The sequence below is a fragment of the Bacillus cereus group sp. BfR-BA-01522 genome, from assembly GCF_022662635.1.
Lineage (GTDB): Bacteria > Bacillota > Bacilli > Bacillales > Bacillaceae_G > Bacillus_A > Bacillus_A cytotoxicus.
Genome location: NZ_JAKUDY010000002.1, coordinates 192,022 through 210,705, shown reverse-complemented (window position 1 = coordinate 210,705; position 18,684 = coordinate 192,022). Strand labels below are relative to the sequence as shown.

Genomic DNA, 18,684 nt, shown 5'->3' with positions numbered 1-18,684 from the left:
ATTTGACTTCATTTGTAGCACAAAAAAAAACTAGGATAGCTATCGCTATCCTAGTTTTTCTCAACAATATATTTTCGAGCTTCTGAGATGAAATAAAGAGAACCTGTTATGATAAACACATCATTTTCTTGCAACTCTAGTAACTTTTGATCAATTGCCTCTTTCCAATTCTCAACTACTTTTTTTGTTTCCTTAGTTGCATAATTTGCTAATTCTTGAGCAGAGATTGCACGATTAAAATCAAAAGTTGTAAAAATCATTTCATCCGCTACCGCTTCCAATTGTCCTACCATATGACTTAGTTCTTTATCACCAAGAGCCGTAAATAAAATACTCACATTCTTGTCACTGTAATGCGCTTTTGCCGTTTGAACAAGGCTTGCTATGCCTTCTGGATTATGTGCGCCATCTATAATCACATCTGGATTACGTCTTAATCTTTCGAATCGACCAATCCAATACGTTTCACTTAAACCTATGCGAATATTTTCTTCTTCCACTAAAAATGACATGTATGTTTTCAAATATAACACCGCCATTAACGCAAGTGCTGCATTTCTTACTTGATGATCTCCTTTCATAGAAATTTGTATATCTTTAAATGAAGCAAATGGACAAGAAAAGTCAAAGTGCTCTCCCTCTTCATTAGAACGCTGGTGCACGACTGTAAATTGTTTTCCTATCTCATAAAGGCTAGCATTCTTTTCATTTGCAACCTTTTGAATCACCTGAAGTGCTTCTCCATCTTGCACTCCCGTAATTACCGGTACCCCTGATTTTATAATTCCCGCTTTTTCATATGCGATTTCTGCTAATGTATTTCCTAGAATATGCATATGGTCATGACCAATATTTGTAATGATTGTTAAAACGGGATACACAACATTAGTAGAATCGAAACGCCCACCAAGACCTGTTTCAAATAAAACGAGATCGCAAATGTTCACTTTTCCGAAATAATACATTGCCATGACTGTAATAATTTCAAACTCCGTTGCTTCTCCAAACTCTGTCTCATCCAACTTTTCTACAACAGGCTTTACTATATTGACAAGGTCAGTAATCTCTTGATCTGAAATTGGCTTTCCATTCACACTAATCCGTTCATTAAATGTTTCAATATACGGAGATGTAAATGTTCCTACTTTATATGTCTCTGCCTCTAGCATATAGCGCATATATGTTAAAGTCGAACCTTTACCATTTGTACCTGCTAAATGAATACATTTTATATGCCGCTCTGGATTGTCAAGCTCTCCAAGCATCCACCGCATTCTTTCTAATCCCGGTTTAATCCCAAATTTTAATCGGCTATGAATCCAGCCAATTGCTTCTTCGTATGTATGTACCACGCGAGTCAATCCCCTTTCCAATCAACGAGCAAACCAATATCACAAATGAACTGTAACTCTATTATACGCAAATAAAAGAGACTCACCAAGATAGGGAGTCTCTTTTCAATATTTTTATTTTTCAAGGTCTGCTAAGCGTTGACGAACCGCTTCACGTTTTTCTAAGTAATCTTTTTCTTTCGCACGTTCTCCTTCAATCACTGCCGCAGGAGCTTTCGCTACAAAACCTTCATTTGCAAGTTTCTTCTGCACACGTTCTACCTCTTTATTGAACTTCTCAAACTCTTTTTGTAAGCGAGCTTTTTCTTCTTCAAGATTAATAAGGTCAGCTAACGGTAAGAATAACTCTGCACCTGATACGATAGCGGTCATCGCTTTTTCTGGCGCTTGTAAATCAGTCTTAATGATTAATTCACTTGGATTACAGAAACGCTCAATGTAAGAACTATTTTTTGTAAGTTGAGCAAGCACCGCTTCGTCCTTCGCTTTAATTTGCAGTTGAACCTTTTTGCTCATTGGCGTATTTACTTCGGAACGAATATTACGAACAGAACGAATGATATCAACAAGAAGGTGCATTTCTGCTGCTGCTTCTTCATCCTGTAAATCTTCACGAACTGTCGGCCATGCCGATACCGTAATCGATTCGCCTTCATGCGGTAAGTGCTGCCAAATTTTCTCTGTTACGAACGGCATGAATGGATGTAGTAAACGCATCGTTTGATCTAGTACATATGCTAACACAGAACGAGTTGTTTTCTTCGCCGCTTCATCTTCACCGTATAGCGGAAGTTTTGCCATTTCAATGTACCAGTCACAGAAATCATCCCAAATAAAGTTGTATAATGAACGGCCAGCTTCACCAAACTCATATTTATCCATGTTGCGCGTTACACTTTCAATTGTTTCATTTAAACGAGTTAAAATCCACTTATCTGCAACGGATTTTTCACCAGTTAAATCGATATCTTCATATTTCATATCATCCATGTTCATCAATACGAAGCGCGATGCATTCCAAATTTTATTAATGAAGTTCCAAGTAGATTCTACTTTCTCCATGCTAAAGCGTAAGTCTTGACCTGGCGCACTTCCTGTTGATAAGAAGAAGCGCATTGCATCCGCACCGTACTTATCAATAACATCCATTGGATCAATACCATTACCAAGAGATTTACTCATTTTACGACCTTGTTCATCACGAACTAAACCGTGAATTAATACATCTTTAAATGGGCGCTCTCCTGTGAACTCTAAGCCTTGGAAAATCATACGAGATACCCAGAAGAAGATAATATCATAACCGGTTACTAAAGCATCTGTTGAATAGTAACGTTTGAAGTCTTTTGCATCTTCATTTGGCCAACCAAGTGTAGAGAATGGCCATAATGCTGAACTAAACCATGTATCTAGTACGTCGTTATCTTGCTCCCAGTTTTCAATATCTGCTGGCGCCTCTGTACCTACATATACTTCACCAGTTTCTTTATGATACCAAGCTGGAATGCGGTGTCCCCACCATAATTGACGAGAAATACACCAATCATGAATATTTTCCATCCAGCGTAAATATGTGTTTTCAAAGCGCTCTGGTACAAATGTCACTTTTTCTTCTTCTTTTTGCTGAAGTGCCACTGCTTTTTCGGCAAGTGGTCCCATTTTTACAAACCATTGTGTTGATAAGTATGGTTCAACAACTGCTCCACTTCGCTCACTGTGCCCTACAGAATGCATATGAGGCTCAATTTCTATTAATACACCAGCTTCTTGTAAGTCTTTCACTAACGCTTTGCGACATTCAAAACGGTCCATACCGTTATATTTACCAGCTTTTTCATTCATTGTACCGTCTTCGTTCATTACAAGAATACGTGGTAAATCATGACGGTTACCTACTTCAAAGTCATTTGGATCGTGAGCTGGTGTAATTTTCACAACACCTGTACCGAACTCTGGATCTACATAATCATCCGCAATAATCGGAATTTCGCGACCTACGATTGGAAGTGTAACTGTTTTTCCAATTAAATGTTTATAGCGCTCATCTTCTGGGTGAACCGCAACCGCTGTATCACCAAGCATTGTTTCTGGTCGAGTTGTTGCAAGACGAATGTGACCAGAACCATCAGTTAACGGATAATTCATATGGTAGAATGCACCTTGAACATCTTTATGAATTACTTCAATATCAGAAAGTGCAGTACGCGTTGCTGGATCCCAGTTAATAATATACTCCCCGCGGTAAATTAATCCTTTTTCATACAATTGAACGAATACTTTCTTAACCGCATCAGATAAACCTTCATCTAAAGTAAAACGTTCACGAGAATAATCTAGCCCTAAACCAACTTTTCCCCATTGTTGGCGAATGTGAGAAGCATACTCTTCTTTCCACTCCCATGCTTTTTCAAGGAACTTTTCACGTCCAAGATCGTAACGTGAAATTCCTTCTTCGCGAAGTTTCGCTTCTACTTTTGCTTGTGTCGCAATACCTGCATGGTCCATACCTGGAAGCCATAATACATCGTAACCTTGCATGCGCTTTGTACGTGTTAAAATATCTTGAAGCGTTGTATCCCAAGCATGCCCTAAATGCAATTTACCTGTTACGTTTGGAGGCGGAATTACAATTGTGTATGGTTGTTTCTTCTCATCTCCTGTTGCTTCGAAATATTTACCTTCCAGCCACCATTGATAACGTCCATCTTCAACGGACTTATGATCATATTTAGTCGGTAAATTCTTTTCCGTATTTGACATTACTTTCCCTCCTTAAAATAAAAATGCCCCTCATCCAAAAAAGGACGAGGGACATCGCGGTACCACCTTTATTTACAAACAAATGCAAAATTTGTTTATACTCTTCATTTGATAACGGTCTAATCCGTCTTTTCCTAATGAGAATACATCCGTTCAGAAAAGATGCTCCAGGGCTACCTTCTAACATGACTATCTAGAGAATCTCCCAGCTAATAATTCTCCTCTCTGAAGACGTTTTATGTTATACTCTTCCCCTTCAATGCATTTATATAATTGTTATTTATTATATACAATAGTGTAAAAAACGAAACCATATTCGTCAAGATAAAAAATTTTTATCTTAAATGATTACTCAGTCTTCTCTTTATTTGCACTACAAAGAGATAACATGAAATGTTACTCAGTCGTATTTCTTCATCCCTACCGATTATTCCCCTTCACGAATCAAAGTAAAAATAGGATAAGCACATTCAGCACTTATCCTACATACTGTATTCATAGACTACAAAATAGAGTGGCTTCCTAGATGGAGGAATCATTATGATGAAACGTTATCGGCGTTCCTATAATTTTTCTACCCCCTCATGGGTTAGAAGTTTACAAACAATGTTTTCTGATTTCGCAATACCACTGACTATTTTTCAGGGCATTCGTACCTTATTGCTACCAACATTTTTAGATTTTATCATTTTGATTATTTTTGTTATAGCGACGATTCGCTTACATTTTCAGCCGTAGTTTCAAAACTGCGGCTATGATCCGTTTTCCTGCTGCGCAGCTTGTAGTTGAGAAAGAAAATACTCAATATTACTTACAAGCCAATGAGATTGCTGCAACATTTTCACATTTTTAAACTCTTTTTGCTCATTGCGAACTTGTTTCTTATTTACATACGAACGGATTTGGCGAATAAATGGAGAGGGATACGTTAAATAAGCAAACATTAGAAGTTGTTCTTCTTTTGTAAATGGAAAATGTTTTTGATATTCCTGATACCATTCAAAACGGTCACTTCTAGCAATTGGATAGGTGTTTAAAGAACGTGTATAGAAACCTACAATATCTTGAATAGGGGTCGCAAATTGTGATCTTTCTAAACTAATAAAATAGCCATTCCTTTCATAATCAAATAAAAAATGATTGAGTGATACATTTCCATGCACTAAAGCAATGCGTGTTTTTTCTTTTTCTTTCATCACTTCATACCAATCGGTAAGCTGCTTTGTCGCAAAATCCCACGCTCTCATCACATGATGAAAATACGTACAATACTGCAATTCAAATGGTGACATATACCACTTTGATTCTGATTGAACAAGAAATTTTTCTAATAGTTCACCATCTTGTTCCCAGCGATCCGATATATTTGTATAATGATTTTCTAACGCCTCTTCTGTATACGATTCCTCTCGCACTGTTTTTTTATGAAGCATCGCTAACGTTTGAAACATTTTATGATATTGACCATTATCCTCGTCATTCCCATCCACTTTCTCAAGCCAAGGCATTAAATAATAACTATATGTTGCGTCACTCAAAATATAATTCCCATCCATCGCGTGATAGATGGGAACATAGTTGGAAAAACCTTTTTCTTTTAAAAATTGAATATGATGCATAAAGTGATTGCGCTCTAGCCGTTGATTCGGCAATTTTTTTAATGCATACGGACCTTGATTCGTATAAATCTTCATTACATTCCCGTATTCTTCGATGTGCTCTACATTCAATTGATATCGTCTTACAATTGGTTCATAGCGGTTGCGTAATTCTATATCCATCTGCCTAATCCTTTCTCATCCACAAATTCAAATGTAAGAAAAGAGATGAGTGAAGAATAGTCTTCACTCATTTTGACTTCGCTTTTGGAACAGGTATATAAATGACTTGACCTGCTGTTAAATAAATGTCATCCGTTCGGTTTATACGATGTAAATGTTGTACAGATGTCTCATAACGCTCTGCTACCGACTCGATTGTATCTCCCTCTTGTACAAAGTACATTCTCACCTTTGTAAATTCTTCTTCTGCTTCTTTTGTAAACAATTTTGTTAAATATAAGGCATTTTCATCTCTTTGAGAGTATACAGGTTCTTCTTGTTCTTCTGTTTCTTTCTTCGTTTCTTTTTCTTTAAAACCTGTTCGTCCAAACAATTCAACTTGTGGCATCATTTCCTCTTTATCTCGATCTTCTACATCATGTTCTTCTAATTCTTCTTCCTCTATTAACTCTTGTTCTTTCCGTTCTTCTAATTGAAACGGTTCAAAGGCATAATCTTGCCATCCGTTTGATTCTGATTGAAGAATGATTTCTGCTGTTTCTTCCGGCTCTTCCAGCTCTTTTTCCTCTTCAACTGCTTCTATCCCTTCTTCTCTTTTACCGTTGGTATGCTCACTTTCTAGCTCTTCCTCATCATCCAACTCACGCCCAGCATCATTTAATCCATATATAGAAATGTCAGCTAATAATTGTAAGCATCCATTTTCTTTTAACTCATAATCAAATTCCTCGATAGAAACATACAATTCTTCAATTACCTTTACCCGATTTCTTGGAATGGAAATTTCTAGTGGGAACGAATGAACAAGTTCATGAATACCATCTTCTCTCTCTTCCACATAATCAATTGATTTCGCTGGGGATAATTCACTCGTTGAAAACTCAGACTCCTCTTTCTTCGCAATATATTCCCCAGTTAAATCTAACTGCCCTCGCACAATCACTTCATGTTCAAGCTCTTCTATCTCAACGTCTGGATCTAACGAAATTGACAAAAGTTCTTCGACTTCCTGTCCTTTTTGGAACCAAACCGATTCTTTTAGTGAAAAACGTAATGAATGATCTGTTGCCACTCCTTTTCCCCCTCTCAAACTGTATGTCATTACAGATTTATGTGTCTTGGAGACATTTTATGAGTAAAAAAATCGCACATGTGCCCTTTTCATTTCTTATAAATGAAAAAGGTTGCCTGGAAAATTCCAAACAACCTTTTTATTTATGCTTTTAATTTCGCCATTGCAATTTCTGCCGCAGCAATTGTCGCTTCAATATCAGCATCACTATGTGCTGTTGATAAGAATAATCCTTCAAATTGAGATGGTGGTAAAAACACCCCTTGTTCTATCATTTCACGATAATAAGCCGCAAAAAACTCTAAATTCGATGTTTTTGCTGCATCATAGTTAATCACTCGTTCATTCGTAAAGAAAATACCAATCATTGAACCTGCTCGGTTAATATGGTGCGGTATTCCATGTTTTTCAGCAGCTTGGCGCAAACCATTTTCTAACATTTCCGCTTTACGTTCAAACTCTTTATAACATTCTGGTGTTAGCTGTATTAATGTTTCATATCCTGCTGTCATGGCAAGTGGGTTACCAGATAACGTACCCGCTTGATAAATCGGTCCACTAGGCGCAACTTGACGCATAATTTCTGCTTTACCACCGTATGCTCCTACCGGTAGACCGCCACCGATTACTTTTCCTAAGCAAGTTAAATCAGGCGTTACACCGTAATATCCTTGTCCACAGTTATATGCAACGCGGAATCCAGTCATTACCTCATCAAAGATAAGCAGCGCCCCATATTGCTGAGTTACTTCACGAAGTCCTTCTAAAAATCCTGGTATAGGTGGTACAACTCCCATATTTCCTGCTACAGGTTCAACAATTACACAAGCAATATCATCTCCAAATTGTTCAAAAGCATATTTTACACTTTCTAAATCATTATAAGCTACTGTAATTGTATTTTGGGCTACACCTTCTGGTACACCAGGGCTATCCGGTAAACCAAGTGTTGCAACGCCAGAGCCAGCTTTAATTAATAGAGAATCACCATGACCGTGGTAACAACCGATAAATTTCAAAATTTTATTACGTCCTGTATAGCCACGTGCTAAACGAAGTGCACTCATCGTTGCCTCTGTTCCAGAGTTTACCATGCGCACAATTTCAATAGATGGCACGCGCTCAATCACAAGCTGAGCTAACTTATTTTCAATTTCTGTTGGCGCTCCAAAGCTTGTTCCTTTTTCAGCAACAGCTTTTAACGACTCTACAACACGCTCATTGGCATGTCCATGAATAAGCGGTCCCCATGATAATACGTAGTCAATGTACTCATTTCCATCAATATCATATACTTTAGAACCTTTTCCTTGCTCCATAAATAATGGATTCATCCCAACCGATTTAAATGCACGAACTGGACTATTTACACCACCAGGCATTAAATCTTGTGCTTCTTCAAACGCTTTAATCGATTTATCAAGCTTTTTCATTATTGTGCGCCCCCTTCTCGTAACCATCTTGCGGCATCTTTTGCATGATACGTAATAATTAAATCTGCTCCCGCACGTTTCATACTTAATAATTTTTCAAGGACAATCTCTTTTTCATTAATCCAGCCATTTTGAGCAGCTGCTTTAATCATCGAATATTCTCCGCTCACATTATATGCAACAATCGGTAAATTAAAGTTATTTTTCACATCGCGAACAATGTCTAAATAAGAAAGAGCTGGTTTTACAATTAAGAAATCTGCTCCTTCCATTACATCTGATTCAGCTTCTCGGAATGCTTCCATTCGATTTGCTGGATCCATTTGATATGTTTTGCGATCTCCAAATTGCGGTGCACCATGCGCTGCATCACGGAATGGCCCATAAAATGCAGATGCATATTTCACTGCATAAGACATAACCGGCACATGTGAAAAACCATTTTCATCTAAAGCATGACGAATAGCCGTTACAAATCCGTCCATCATGTTAGAGGGAGCAATAATATCTGCTCCTGCTTTCGCTTGACTTACAGCTGTTTTTGCAAGAATTTCTAACGATTGATCATTTAAAATAATACCGTCTTCAATTACACCGCAATGACCATGGCTTGTATATTGACATAAGCATGTATCCGCAATGACTACTAACTCTGGAAATTGCTCTTTCATTTGTTGAATCGCACGTTGTACAATGCCGTGTTCACAAAATGCAGAAGATCCAATCTCGTCCTTCTCAGCAGGTACGCCAAATACGATAACAGAACGAATGCCTAAATCAACCACTTCTTGCATTTCAGCTTGCAATAAATCTAAAGAAACTTGATATACGCCTGGCATAGAAGGAACTTCATTACGAATATTTTCACCTTCAAGTACGAAAATTGGGTAAATAAAGTCTTCCGTATGTAAAAATGTTTCACGTACAAGTGCACGCATATTTCCACTTTGTCTTAAACGACGATGACGATTAAATTGTAAAGAGTTCATAGAATTCTATCCCCATTCTTTTATTTTCATTATGCATTCACATAAAATTTGGAAATGCATTGTATCAATGATTCTATCGTATATTCTTCAGGAACAAGCACATTTTTAAAATACTTTCTTGCCTCTTTTTCTGTTATTGGTCCTATACAAGCAATTGTACATTTTTTTATCCATTCTCTCCAGTTTGTACCCTCAAGTAACTTTACAAAGCTGTCAACTGTAGAAGGGCTTGTAAATGTAATCACATCAATTTGATTCGATTGTAAAGCTGCGATTAGGTCTTCTTTTTTCTCATCATTTAGTTTCGTCTCATAGACAACCAACTCTTCTACAAGTATATGAGCTTCACGAAGCTTCACTGAAATTACATCTCTTGCTAAATTCCCTTTTGGAAATAAAATACGCTCTGTCCCATTTAATGTTTGCACAAATTCCATCGCAAACGTTTCAGCAACAAACGCTGTTGGAACAAAATGAACTTGATATCCTCTTGCTTCTAGTTCTTGAGCTGTTTTTATACCGACTGCAGCAATTTTTACAGCAGGCGGAAGTTTCTGATGGATTGCCTCCAAAAAGAACCTTACCCCATTTTTGCTCGTAAAAATTATCCAATCGTATACATGCAACTGTTTGGCTACACTTTGAAGCTTTTCTTGAGATACCCCATCCATACGCAAAAGCGGAATTTCCATTGGAATTCCGCTCTCTTTTCTTACTGCTGCGCTCATTTGCCCAGCTTGATGCCGGGCACGTGTAACGAGTACTTTTTTTCCAATAAGGGCATTCATAGTTATTGTTGCTCCTTATTTGCAGCTGAAATGAGCTCTTTTGCACCTTGATGAATCAAGCGCTCTGCCGCCTCTAACCCTACTGTCTCGGGATTTGTACCTACTACTGTTTCTTTTAATAAGACAGAGCCATCCGTTGATCCAACAAGTGCATGTAATTTAATTTTTCCATTTTCTTGAAGGGTTGCATATCCTGCAATAGGTACTTGACATCCTCCTTCAAGCTTATGAAGAAACACTCTTTCTGCCGCTACTGTTCGTTCTGTTGCTGCATCGTTCATATGTGCTAATAACTGTAATAAGTCCTTATCATCTTCACGACATTCAATAGCTAAAGCACCTTGTCCTACAGCTGGTACACATAAAGATTCGTCCAGATGTTCTGTAATTACATCATTATCCCAACCCATCCGCTTTAGTCCAGCTGTTGCTAAAATAATTGCATCATAGTTTTCTTCTTGTAATTTACGTAATCTCGTATCGATATTTCCACGAATCCATTTCACTTGTAAGTCAGGTCTAGCAGCTAATAATTGTGCGCTACGTCTTAAACTGCTCGTACCAAGAGTTGCACCCTTTGCTAACTCCTTAAACGATTTCCCATTCTTTGAAATAAATGCATCACGCGGATCCACACGCTTTGGTATACACCCAATTGTTAAACCAGCTGGGAGCACAGCAGGCATATCTTTCATACTGTGTACAGCCATATCGATTTCTTTTGTAAGAAGAGCATGCTCAATCTCTTTTACAAACAACCCTTTACCGCCTACTTTAGAAAGCGTAACGTCTAAAATGACATCCCCTTTTGTAACAATTTCCTTTACTTCAAATTCATACGGTAAGCCAAGCGCTTGTAATTGATCAATAAACCAATTCGTTTGCGTTAATGCCAGCTTACTCTTTCTTGAACCTACAATAATTTTGCGCATAACTTTCTCTCCTCATTATAAATACCAAAAATGGAAGTTGGATAAACTGCTCAATAGGAAAATATTAACTAGCATAACTAGAAATGCACCAATATTCCATTGGATAATCTTTTTTCCGTGCAATGCATCTGCTCCTCGTAAATATAAACCTGCACAATACATAAATAAAACAACAAAAGACCCGATTACTTTCGTGTCATACCAATGAAAATTATCTAACTTCGTATATCCCCATATACATCCGAGTAAAATCGCCAATAAGAAAAATGGTACAGAAAACAAATTTAATCCATAAGACATTGACTCAAGTTTTGGTAAATTCCCTAATCTTCTTAATCTAGCATTCCATTTTTTCTGTTTTAAAAGCCGGTACTGAAGTAAATACATAATAGAAAAAATGAATGAAACGGTAAATGTTGCATAGGAAATAATCGCCATACCTACATGCACATAAACAAGCTCTGAGACTAATTGCTCAGCAAGTACAGGCGCCATCTTTCCAAGTGGCGTAAAAATAGACAACGCACTTACGCCAAAAGCAACAACATTTGTAAAAAAAACTAAGAAGTCAATTCGCATAAACCGATTGATTATTAATGACATTGTAATCAATAGCCATACATAAAAATAAATCCCAGATAGCAAGGTTAGAATCGGATTCGTTTCTGACTCTGTAGCTCTTAGCAACATAAAAACAGACTGCAACACCCATACAATGGAAAGTAACCAAAAAGCAAAGCGATTCGCCTTTCGGTTACTTTGAAAATAATCTATAAAATATAAACTAATGCTACAAGCATATAAAATAATTGTGATATGATAAATAATACTATTATTTAAAAAGCTCATCCGATCATCCTTTCGTATTATAAAGATGAAACGGATGGTGTCCACGCTCGTTTATGTTCCAGTTCTTCCGTATGTTCAACCTCTTCTTGTACTTCTAAATCAAAAATTTTCGCAAATAAAGCAAGCTTTTCCGTTGCTTTCTCTTCTGCAGCTAGCTCTTTTGCTACCAAGATTGGATCCTTCAGCAATTGATTAATAATACTTTTTGTATGCTTACTAATAACCTTTTTCTCCCGATCACTTAACGTTGGAATTTTTCGTTCTAAACTTCTCATCGTCTCACTTTGAATTCCTAGCGCTTTCTCTCGAAGAGCCGATATTAAAGGTACAACACCTAGCGTGTTTAACCAATTTTTAAATAAAACGATTTCTTCTTCAATCATAAATTGAATCTTTTCCGCTTCTTTTAAACGCTCAGCACGATTCGCTTCCACTACATCTTGTAAATCATCGATATCGTACAAGAAAGAACCCTCTAATTCATTGATTTCTGGATCAATATCACGAGGTACCGCAATATCAACCATAAATAATGGGCGACCACTGCGCATGCGTTCTACCTTTTTCATCATTTCTTTCGTAATGACATAATTCGAGGATCCTGTTGAACTGATCAAAATGTCCGCTTCTAACAAAGCACATTGTAGTTCACTTAACGGCTTCGCATGTCCCATATATTTTTCTGCCATTGTTTCCGCTTTTGTAAATGTACGATTCATAACAGTAACTTTTTGAACTCCACTTCCATATAAGTTTTGCAGTGCAAGCTCCCCCATTTTTCCAGCACCAAGAATTAAAACGTGACAGTCTGTTAAATCACCAAAAATTTTCTTTCCAAGTTCAACAGCAGCATAGCTAACGGACATTGCACTTTCACCAATTGTCGTTTCTGAATGTGCACGCTTTGCTAACGTAATAACCTGTTTCAACAATTCGTTAAAAATGGTTCCTGTTGTCTTTACCTCCTGGGCTGTTAAAAAGCTATTTCGAATTTGACCTAAAATCTGTGTTTCCCCAACTACCATAGAATCTAATCCGCACGTAACACGGAATAAATGCTCAATTGCACCATCTTGCTCAAAAATAGACAAGTATGGTGAGATTTCTTCTATCTCAAGCTGAAACCAATCAGCTAAAAATTTCTTAATGTAATATCGTCCCGTGTGTAATTGATCAACAACAGCATAAATCTCCGTACGATTGCACGTTGATACAATGACATTCTCTAACACGCTTTTTTGACTTTGTAATGTCGTCATTGCTCGTTTTAGTTCTGTTTCCTGAAATGTGAGTTTCTCACGAATCTCTACAGGGGCTGTTCGATAATTTACACCAACAACAAGAATATGCACGCAGCATGTCCCCCTTCACCCGTTTTATCACCTTATCTACTATCATAATACAACTTTCCTCTTATGAATCTAACAATCGTGTGAACAACGAAATTTTTTATCGTTTTTCCTCAAATTCACAAAATAGTGAGGAAATCTCCCTATAAAACGCTCTACTTTATAATCATTATAAAATAATAACTCTATTTGTACGTTACCAAAAAAATCTGTCAGAATCAAGTAGTGGAAACTATTCCATATACATTGAAGCACTATCCTTCTCTATCTTCTTTCATTATCACATAAAATATGTATGATTGTTCCATAATGTTACATAAAATAGCTTTCCTATTTCAAAATCCCCCGCATCCTTTTTAAGCTACTATAATTGTCAAAAAACAAAAAACGCGTGACGAATTCGTCATGCGTTTTTTGTTTTTGTAAACTTATGAATCGCTTTCCACGCTTCTTCTTTTCCAAGCCCTGTTTCAGAAGAAAATAAAACTACTTCATCACCGGCTTCTACATCAAGTGTTTCCTTTACAACTTTCAAATGCTTTTGCCATTTCCCTTTTGGAATTTTATCAGCCTTTGTTGCAATAATAATTGTTGGAATTTCATAATGCTTTAAGAAATCATACATCATTACATCATCCTTTGTTGGAGGATGGCGTAAATCAATTACTAGCACAGTCGCATCTAATTGTTCACGTGTTGTAAAGTAAGTTTCAATCATCTTACCCCAAGCTGCACGTTCTGATTTCGATACCTTCGCATAACCGTATCCCGGAACATCCACGAAATGCATCATATCATTAATGATGAAAAAGTTTAATGTTTGCGTTTTTCCAGGTTTAGAAGAAATGCGGACTAACTTTTTACGATTTAAGATTGTATTAATAAAAGATGATTTTCCAACATTCGAACGACCTGCTAAAGCAATTTCCGGCAAGTCACCTCCTGGATATTGGTCTGGTCTAACAGCACTAATAACAATCTCTGCTTTTGTTACTTTCATTGTTTCACTCCTACTAAGGCATGCTCTAACACTTCATCTAAATGAGATACAAGCACAAACGTAAGATTTTCCTTTACGCTTTCTGGAATATCATCTAAATCTTTTTCGTTTTCTGCCGGCAAAATAATTTTTGTTAAGCCTGCGCGGTGAGCACTTAATGTTTTTTCTTTCAAGCCACCGATTGGTAATACACGGCCGCGAAGCGTAATTTCACCCGTCATCCCTACTTCTTTACTTACAGGAATACCTGTTAGGGCAGAAATAAGTGCTGTTGCCATCGTAATACCTGCTGATGGTCCATCTTTCGGAACTGCCCCTTCTGGAACGTGAATATGGATGTCATTTTTTTCATGGAAATCCGGGTCAATATGAAGTTCCTCTGCGCGAGAACGAATATAACTAAAAGCTGCTTGCGCAGATTCTTTCATCACATCTCCAAGCTTCCCTGTTAAAATTAATTTCCCTTTCCCAGGAGATACAGCCACTTCAATTGCAAGGGTATCGCCGCCAGCAGATGTATAAGCTAATCCTGTTGCCATACCAACTTGATCGATCTTTTCAGCCTGACCATATCGGAATATACGCTTTCCTAAAAGGTCCGTAATGTTCTTCTCTGTAACAACAACGCGCTTACGTTCCCCTGTAACGATAATTTTCGCTGATTTACGACAAATCTTAGCAATTTGACGTTCCAACGTACGTACACCCGCTTCACGTGTATAATAACGAATAATTTCAAGAAGAGCCTCATCGCGCACCTGTAAATTTCCTTTTCGTAAACCATGCTCTTTTAATTGCTTCGATAATAAATGTTCACGTGCAATATGCACTTTTTCAATTTCTGTATAACCAGCAATTGATATGATTTCCATCCGATCAAGAAGCGGCCCAGGAATGCTAGCAAGCGTATTCGCAGTTGCCACAAACATAACCTTTGATAAATCATACGGTTCTTCAATATAATGATCGCTAAAATTATGATTTTGTTCTGGGTCTAACACTTCAAGTAACGCCGCAGATGGATCTCCACGGAAATCATTGGACATTTTATCAATCTCATCTAATAAAAAGACCGGATTGATTGTCTTTGCTTTTTTCATGCCTTGTATAATCCGCCCTGGCATAGCACCAACATATGTACGACGATGCCCTCTAATCTCAGATTCATCCCGAACACCGCCAAGGGAAACACGGACAAAATTACGATTTAGCGATTTTGCAATCGAACGTGCTAATGATGTTTTTCCGACCCCAGGAGGCCCTACTAGACATAAGATTGGTCCTTTTAGTGAATTTGTTAATTTTTGAACAGCTAAATATTCCAATACACGTTCTTTCACTTTCTCCAGCCCATAATGGTCTTTATTTAAGACCATTTCAGAATGAGCAAGATCAATCTTATCATCTGTTGCATCTGTCCATGGGAGCGCTAATAACCAGTCAATATAATTGCGAATCACACCGCTTTCCGCAGAACTTACTGGTAATTTTTCATAGCGGTCTAATTCTTTTAAGACAGCTTCCTTTGTCTCTCCTGGCATTCCTGCCTCTTCAATTTTTTTACGAAGTTCTTCAACTTCCCCGCCTTTTCCTTCTTTGTCACCAAGTTCTGTTTGAATAGCCTTCATTTGTTCCCGCAGAAAATATTCTTTTTGCGTACGTTCCATCGAACGTTTTACTTTTTGTCCGATTTTCTTTTCTAAACTTAATAGCTCTTGTTCATCTTGAATAATAGAGATTAAAGTATGTAATCTTTCGTTAACAGATACGATTTCCAAAATTTCTTGCTTTTGTTTCGTTTTAATTGGTAAATGAGAAGCGATTAAATCCGCTAATCGTCCAGGTTCTTCCACATCGGCTACCGTTGCGAATGTTTCATTTGATATCTTTTTGGAAACTTTAATATACTGTTCGAAATGCTCTAGCAATGTGCGCATAAGAGCTTTTTCTTCTAAGTCGCCTTCCTCTTCTTCTACTATCGTTTGAACAGAAACTTGTATTACGTTTTCTAATTCTGTAAATTCTACTACTTTTGCTCTATGTAAACCTTCTACCAGGACACGAAGCGTACCGTTTGGCAGCTTTAACATCTGCTTTACCTTCGCCACTGTACCTACACTATATATGTCATCTTCTTTCGGATCATCAATATTCATTTCTTTTTGCATTGCTAAAAAGATAATATTTTCATCCACTGCTGCCTGCTCTAGTGCTTGTATCGACTTATCACGTCCTACATCAAGATGCAGAACCATCGTCGGATATACGAGAACGCCTCTTAATGGTAGGAGGGGCAAGATTCTTTCGTTCGTATTCATACTAGACATAGCACCTCCATAATAAATTAAACTCCTGTTCAACTATTTTATATTACAATACACCCTGATGCAATTACAGAGATTCTGTATCATCGCAATTTCACGACTTTTTTTCCTCATAAAAGAAAAATGGACTCCGCTTAAGCATACAAACTTAAACGAAGTCTGGCAAATATTTCTCTTACCATTGTGCGCAATATGCTTCTTATTTCTACAAAAATCCCTACCGAACAACGCTCTGATTCGTATGTAATGAAACGCGTTACCGAAAGCTTCACCCTATTTACATAGATTGTACATCGCCTTCTTCTAAATCGTTACGCATATCCAGTTCACGATGTAAATTTTCCTGTACGAATGCCAATTCAAACACTTCTTTTAGCTTGCGAACAGGAATAATTTCAATTCCTTTTATCGTATACAAAAATGGCTGCATATTTTCAGCAGGAATAATCACTTTTTTTGCCCCTGCCTTTTTTGCCGCTTTCACTTTTGCATATACACCACCCACTGGTTTCACTTCTCCGTGAATACTAATCTCCCCTGTCATCGCAATTTCGTTACTTATATATACGCGATGTAAAGCGGAATACACTCCCGTAGCCATTGCAATTCCAGCTGATGGACCATCAACTGGAATCCCTCCAGGAAAGTTAATATGTATATCATATCCTTCTGGCAATAATTCTAAAGAACGAAGTACAGTTAATACATTATCAACCGATCCTTTCGCCATGCTTTTACGACGAATCGATTTCGTTTGACTCCCGATACTCTCTTCCTCTACAATACCTGTCACATTTACTGTCCCCTTACCCTGAGAAGGAATAGCTGTAACTTCAACTTCTAATAATGCTCCTGTATTAGGCCCATATACAGCCAGACCATTCACTAAGCCAATTCGTGGAATGGGGTATATTCGCCGTTCATACGTTGGAGTAAGTTGACTAGCATGAATCACCCATTCAACATCCTCATTCTTAATAAAGGAACGCTCTTCATTAATTGCCATCCCAGCAGAAATTTGCACAAGATTAATGGCTTCCCGGCCATTTCTTGCATACATTCCTATCATTTCAATTCCTTGCTCGTCAATTTCCATCTCTATTTTTTCCGCTGCATTCTTTGCCACTTTTTGAACTTCTTCCGTATCCAATTCACGGAAGAACACCTCTAAACAACGAGAACGAATCGCAGGTGGAAGTTCTTCTGGCGAGCGCGTTGTTGCTCCAACAAGACGAAAATCAGCCGGTAAACCTTTTTGAAAAATATCATGTATGTACGTTGGAATCAGCGTGTTTTCTTCACTGTAATATGCACTTTCCAAAAATACTTTTCGATCTTCTAACACCTTCAACATTTTATTCATTTGAATAGGATGAAGTTCTCCAATTTCATCAATAAATAAAATACCGCCATGTGCATCTGTGACAGCCCCTTTTTTAGGTTGCGGAATTCCTGCTTGTCCCATCGCTCCTGCCCCTTGGTAAATCGGATCATGTACTGAACCGATTAAAGGATCAGCAATGCCGCGCTCATCAAAACGTGCGGTTGTTGCATCCAGTTCAATAAATGCTGCGCTCTTACGAAATGGAGATTTTTGATTTTTCTTTGCTTCTTCTAACACAAGACGCGCCGCCGCTGTTTTCCCTACTCCAGTAGGTCCATATATAATGACATGTTGCGGGTTTGGTCCACAAAGTGCCGCCTTTAATGATCGAATCCCATCTTCTTGTCCAACGATATCTGAAAAAGATGTGGGACGTACTTTTTCCGCAAGTGGTTCTGTTAAAGAAATCTCACGCATGTTACGAAGTTGCTCTAATTCTTTTTTCGATTCTCGATCAATGGAAACTTTTTGCGTTCGCTGATTTCGGAGCAAATGCCAGAAATATAAACCGACAATAACACCAAAAACAAGTTGAACGAGTAAGAATATGTTTGTCCAGCTCATGATTCATTTCCTCCCGCTACGTTTTTACTCTTTAGTATTTCCGGAGAGGAATCGCGCTAAACATAAGAAGAAACAGCAATTACAAAAATTGCTGTTTCTTCCTTTAA

Annotated in this window: 14 protein-coding genes and 1 other annotated feature; of the genes, 1 reads left to right on the top strand and 13 read right to left on the bottom strand. The window is 37.6% G+C overall.

What is annotated here, in order from left to right:
- Positions 1 to 50: 50 nt before the first annotated feature.
- The gene (locus MR059_RS03685; RefSeq protein WP_012095632.1) at positions 51 to 1,352 is read right to left on the bottom strand and encodes a bifunctional folylpolyglutamate synthase/dihydrofolate synthase; all 1,302 of its coding nucleotides are present in this window, start codon (positions 1,350 to 1,352) and stop codon (positions 51 to 53) included.
- Positions 1,353 to 1,466: 114 nt separating this feature from the next.
- Positions 1,467 to 4,112, bottom strand: a complete 2,646-nt coding sequence (locus MR059_RS03680) for a valine--tRNA ligase (protein WP_012095633.1) — start codon at positions 4,110 to 4,112, stop codon at positions 1,467 to 1,469.
- Between the two features lie 37 nt (positions 4,113 to 4,149).
- Positions 4,150 to 4,381, bottom strand: a binding site (T-box leader).
- A gap of 271 nt (positions 4,382 to 4,652) precedes the next feature.
- On the opposite strand from MR059_RS03680, the gene MR059_RS03675 reads away from it, so the two are divergent.
- The gene (locus MR059_RS03675) at positions 4,653 to 4,850 is read left to right on the top strand and encodes a hypothetical protein (RefSeq protein WP_235436507.1); all 198 of its coding nucleotides are present in this window, start codon (positions 4,653 to 4,655) and stop codon (positions 4,848 to 4,850) included.
- A gap of 14 nt (positions 4,851 to 4,864) precedes the next feature.
- Here the strand turns inward: MR059_RS03675 and ysxE are convergent, their stop codons facing one another.
- From ysxE to lonB, 11 genes are all read right to left on the bottom strand, one after another.
- On the bottom strand, positions 4,865 to 5,893 hold the full coding sequence (ysxE, locus tag MR059_RS03670; protein WP_012095634.1) for a spore coat protein YsxE: 1,029 nt from the start codon (positions 5,891 to 5,893) through the stop codon (positions 4,865 to 4,867).
- 67 nt (positions 5,894 to 5,960) lie between these two features.
- A complete protein-coding gene (gene spoVID / locus MR059_RS03665; protein ID WP_041810050.1) occupies positions 5,961 to 6,995 on the bottom strand; it encodes a stage VI sporulation protein D in 1,035 nt (344 codons plus the stop codon).
- A 113-nt stretch (positions 6,996 to 7,108) separates the two neighbouring features.
- Complete coding sequence (gene hemL / locus MR059_RS03660) at positions 7,109 to 8,398, bottom strand: glutamate-1-semialdehyde 2,1-aminomutase (protein ID WP_012095636.1); 1,290 nt, start codon at positions 8,396 to 8,398, stop codon at positions 7,109 to 7,111.
- Positions 8,398 to 9,387 carry a porphobilinogen synthase gene (gene hemB / locus MR059_RS03655; protein ID WP_012095637.1) on the bottom strand — a complete coding sequence of 330 codons (990 nt, stop codon included), beginning with the start codon at positions 9,385 to 9,387 and terminating at the stop codon, positions 8,398 to 8,400. Before hemB ends, hemL begins: the two co-directional genes overlap by 1 nt.
- A 29-nt stretch (positions 9,388 to 9,416) precedes the next feature.
- Positions 9,417 to 10,175, bottom strand: coding sequence for a uroporphyrinogen-III synthase (gene hemD, locus MR059_RS03650; RefSeq protein WP_012095638.1), 759 nt, complete (start codon positions 10,173 to 10,175; stop codon positions 9,417 to 9,419).
- Positions 10,176 to 10,177: 2 nt separating this feature from the next.
- Positions 10,178 to 11,107 (bottom strand): hydroxymethylbilane synthase, encoded by a 930-nt coding sequence (gene hemC / locus MR059_RS03645; RefSeq protein ID WP_012095639.1) that lies wholly within the window; start codon positions 11,105 to 11,107, stop codon positions 10,178 to 10,180.
- A gap of 15 nt (positions 11,108 to 11,122) precedes the next feature.
- Positions 11,123 to 11,956: a cytochrome c biogenesis protein gene (locus MR059_RS03640; protein WP_012095640.1), complete on the bottom strand. Its 834-nt coding sequence runs from the start codon at positions 11,954 to 11,956 to the stop codon at positions 11,123 to 11,125.
- A 17-nt stretch (positions 11,957 to 11,973) separates the two neighbouring features.
- A complete protein-coding gene (gene hemA, locus MR059_RS03635; protein WP_048724145.1) occupies positions 11,974 to 13,308 on the bottom strand; it encodes a glutamyl-tRNA reductase in 1,335 nt (444 codons plus the stop codon).
- 400 nt (positions 13,309 to 13,708) lie between these two features.
- Positions 13,709 to 14,305: a ribosome biogenesis GTP-binding protein YihA/YsxC gene (yihA, locus tag MR059_RS03630; protein WP_012095642.1), complete on the bottom strand. Its 597-nt coding sequence runs from the start codon at positions 14,303 to 14,305 to the stop codon at positions 13,709 to 13,711.
- On the bottom strand, positions 14,302 to 16,632 hold the full coding sequence (lon, locus tag MR059_RS03625; RefSeq protein ID WP_041810052.1) for an endopeptidase La: 2,331 nt from the start codon (positions 16,630 to 16,632) through the stop codon (positions 14,302 to 14,304). Before lon ends, yihA begins: the two co-directional genes overlap by 4 nt.
- Positions 16,633 to 16,906: 274 nt before the next feature.
- Positions 16,907 to 18,577, bottom strand: coding sequence for an ATP-dependent protease LonB (lonB, locus tag MR059_RS03620; RefSeq protein ID WP_242161536.1), 1,671 nt, complete (start codon positions 18,575 to 18,577; stop codon positions 16,907 to 16,909).
- Between the last annotated feature and the right edge of the window lie 107 nt (positions 18,578 to 18,684).

Bases quoted from the DNA above. Each gene is read 5' to 3' on its own strand.
- MR059_RS03680 (WP_012095633.1), bottom strand. From the start codon at position 4,112: ATGTCAAATACGGAAAAGAATTTACCGACTAAATATGATCATAAGTCC.
- hemL (WP_012095636.1), bottom strand. From the start codon at position 8,398: ATGAAAAAGCTTGATAAATCGATTAAAGCGTTTGAAGAAGCACAAGAT.
- lonB (WP_242161536.1), bottom strand. From the start codon at position 18,577: ATGAGCTGGACAAACATATTCTTACTCGTTCAACTTGTTTTTGGTGTT.
- spoVID (WP_041810050.1), bottom strand. From the start codon at position 6,995: ATGACATACAGTTTGAGAGGGGGAAAAGGAGTGGCAACAGATCATTCA.
- hemB (WP_012095637.1), bottom strand. From the start codon at position 9,387: ATGAACTCTTTACAATTTAATCGTCATCGTCGTTTAAGACAAAGTGGA.
- MR059_RS03675 (WP_235436507.1), top strand. From the start codon at position 4,653: ATGATGAAACGTTATCGGCGTTCCTATAATTTTTCTACCCCCTCATGG.
- lon (WP_041810052.1), bottom strand. From the start codon at position 16,632: ATGTCTAGTATGAATACGAACGAAAGAATCTTGCCCCTCCTACCATTA.
- hemC (WP_012095639.1), bottom strand. From the start codon at position 11,107: ATGCGCAAAATTATTGTAGGTTCAAGAAAGAGTAAGCTGGCATTAACG.
- MR059_RS03640 (WP_012095640.1), bottom strand. From the start codon at position 11,956: ATGAGCTTTTTAAATAATAGTATTATTTATCATATCACAATTATTTTA.
- hemD (WP_012095638.1), bottom strand. From the start codon at position 10,175: ATGAATGCCCTTATTGGAAAAAAAGTACTCGTTACACGTGCCCGGCAT.
- ysxE (WP_012095634.1), bottom strand. From the start codon at position 5,893: ATGGATATAGAATTACGCAACCGCTATGAACCAATTGTAAGACGATAT.
- yihA (WP_012095642.1), bottom strand. From the start codon at position 14,305: ATGAAAGTAACAAAAGCAGAGATTGTTATTAGTGCTGTTAGACCAGAC.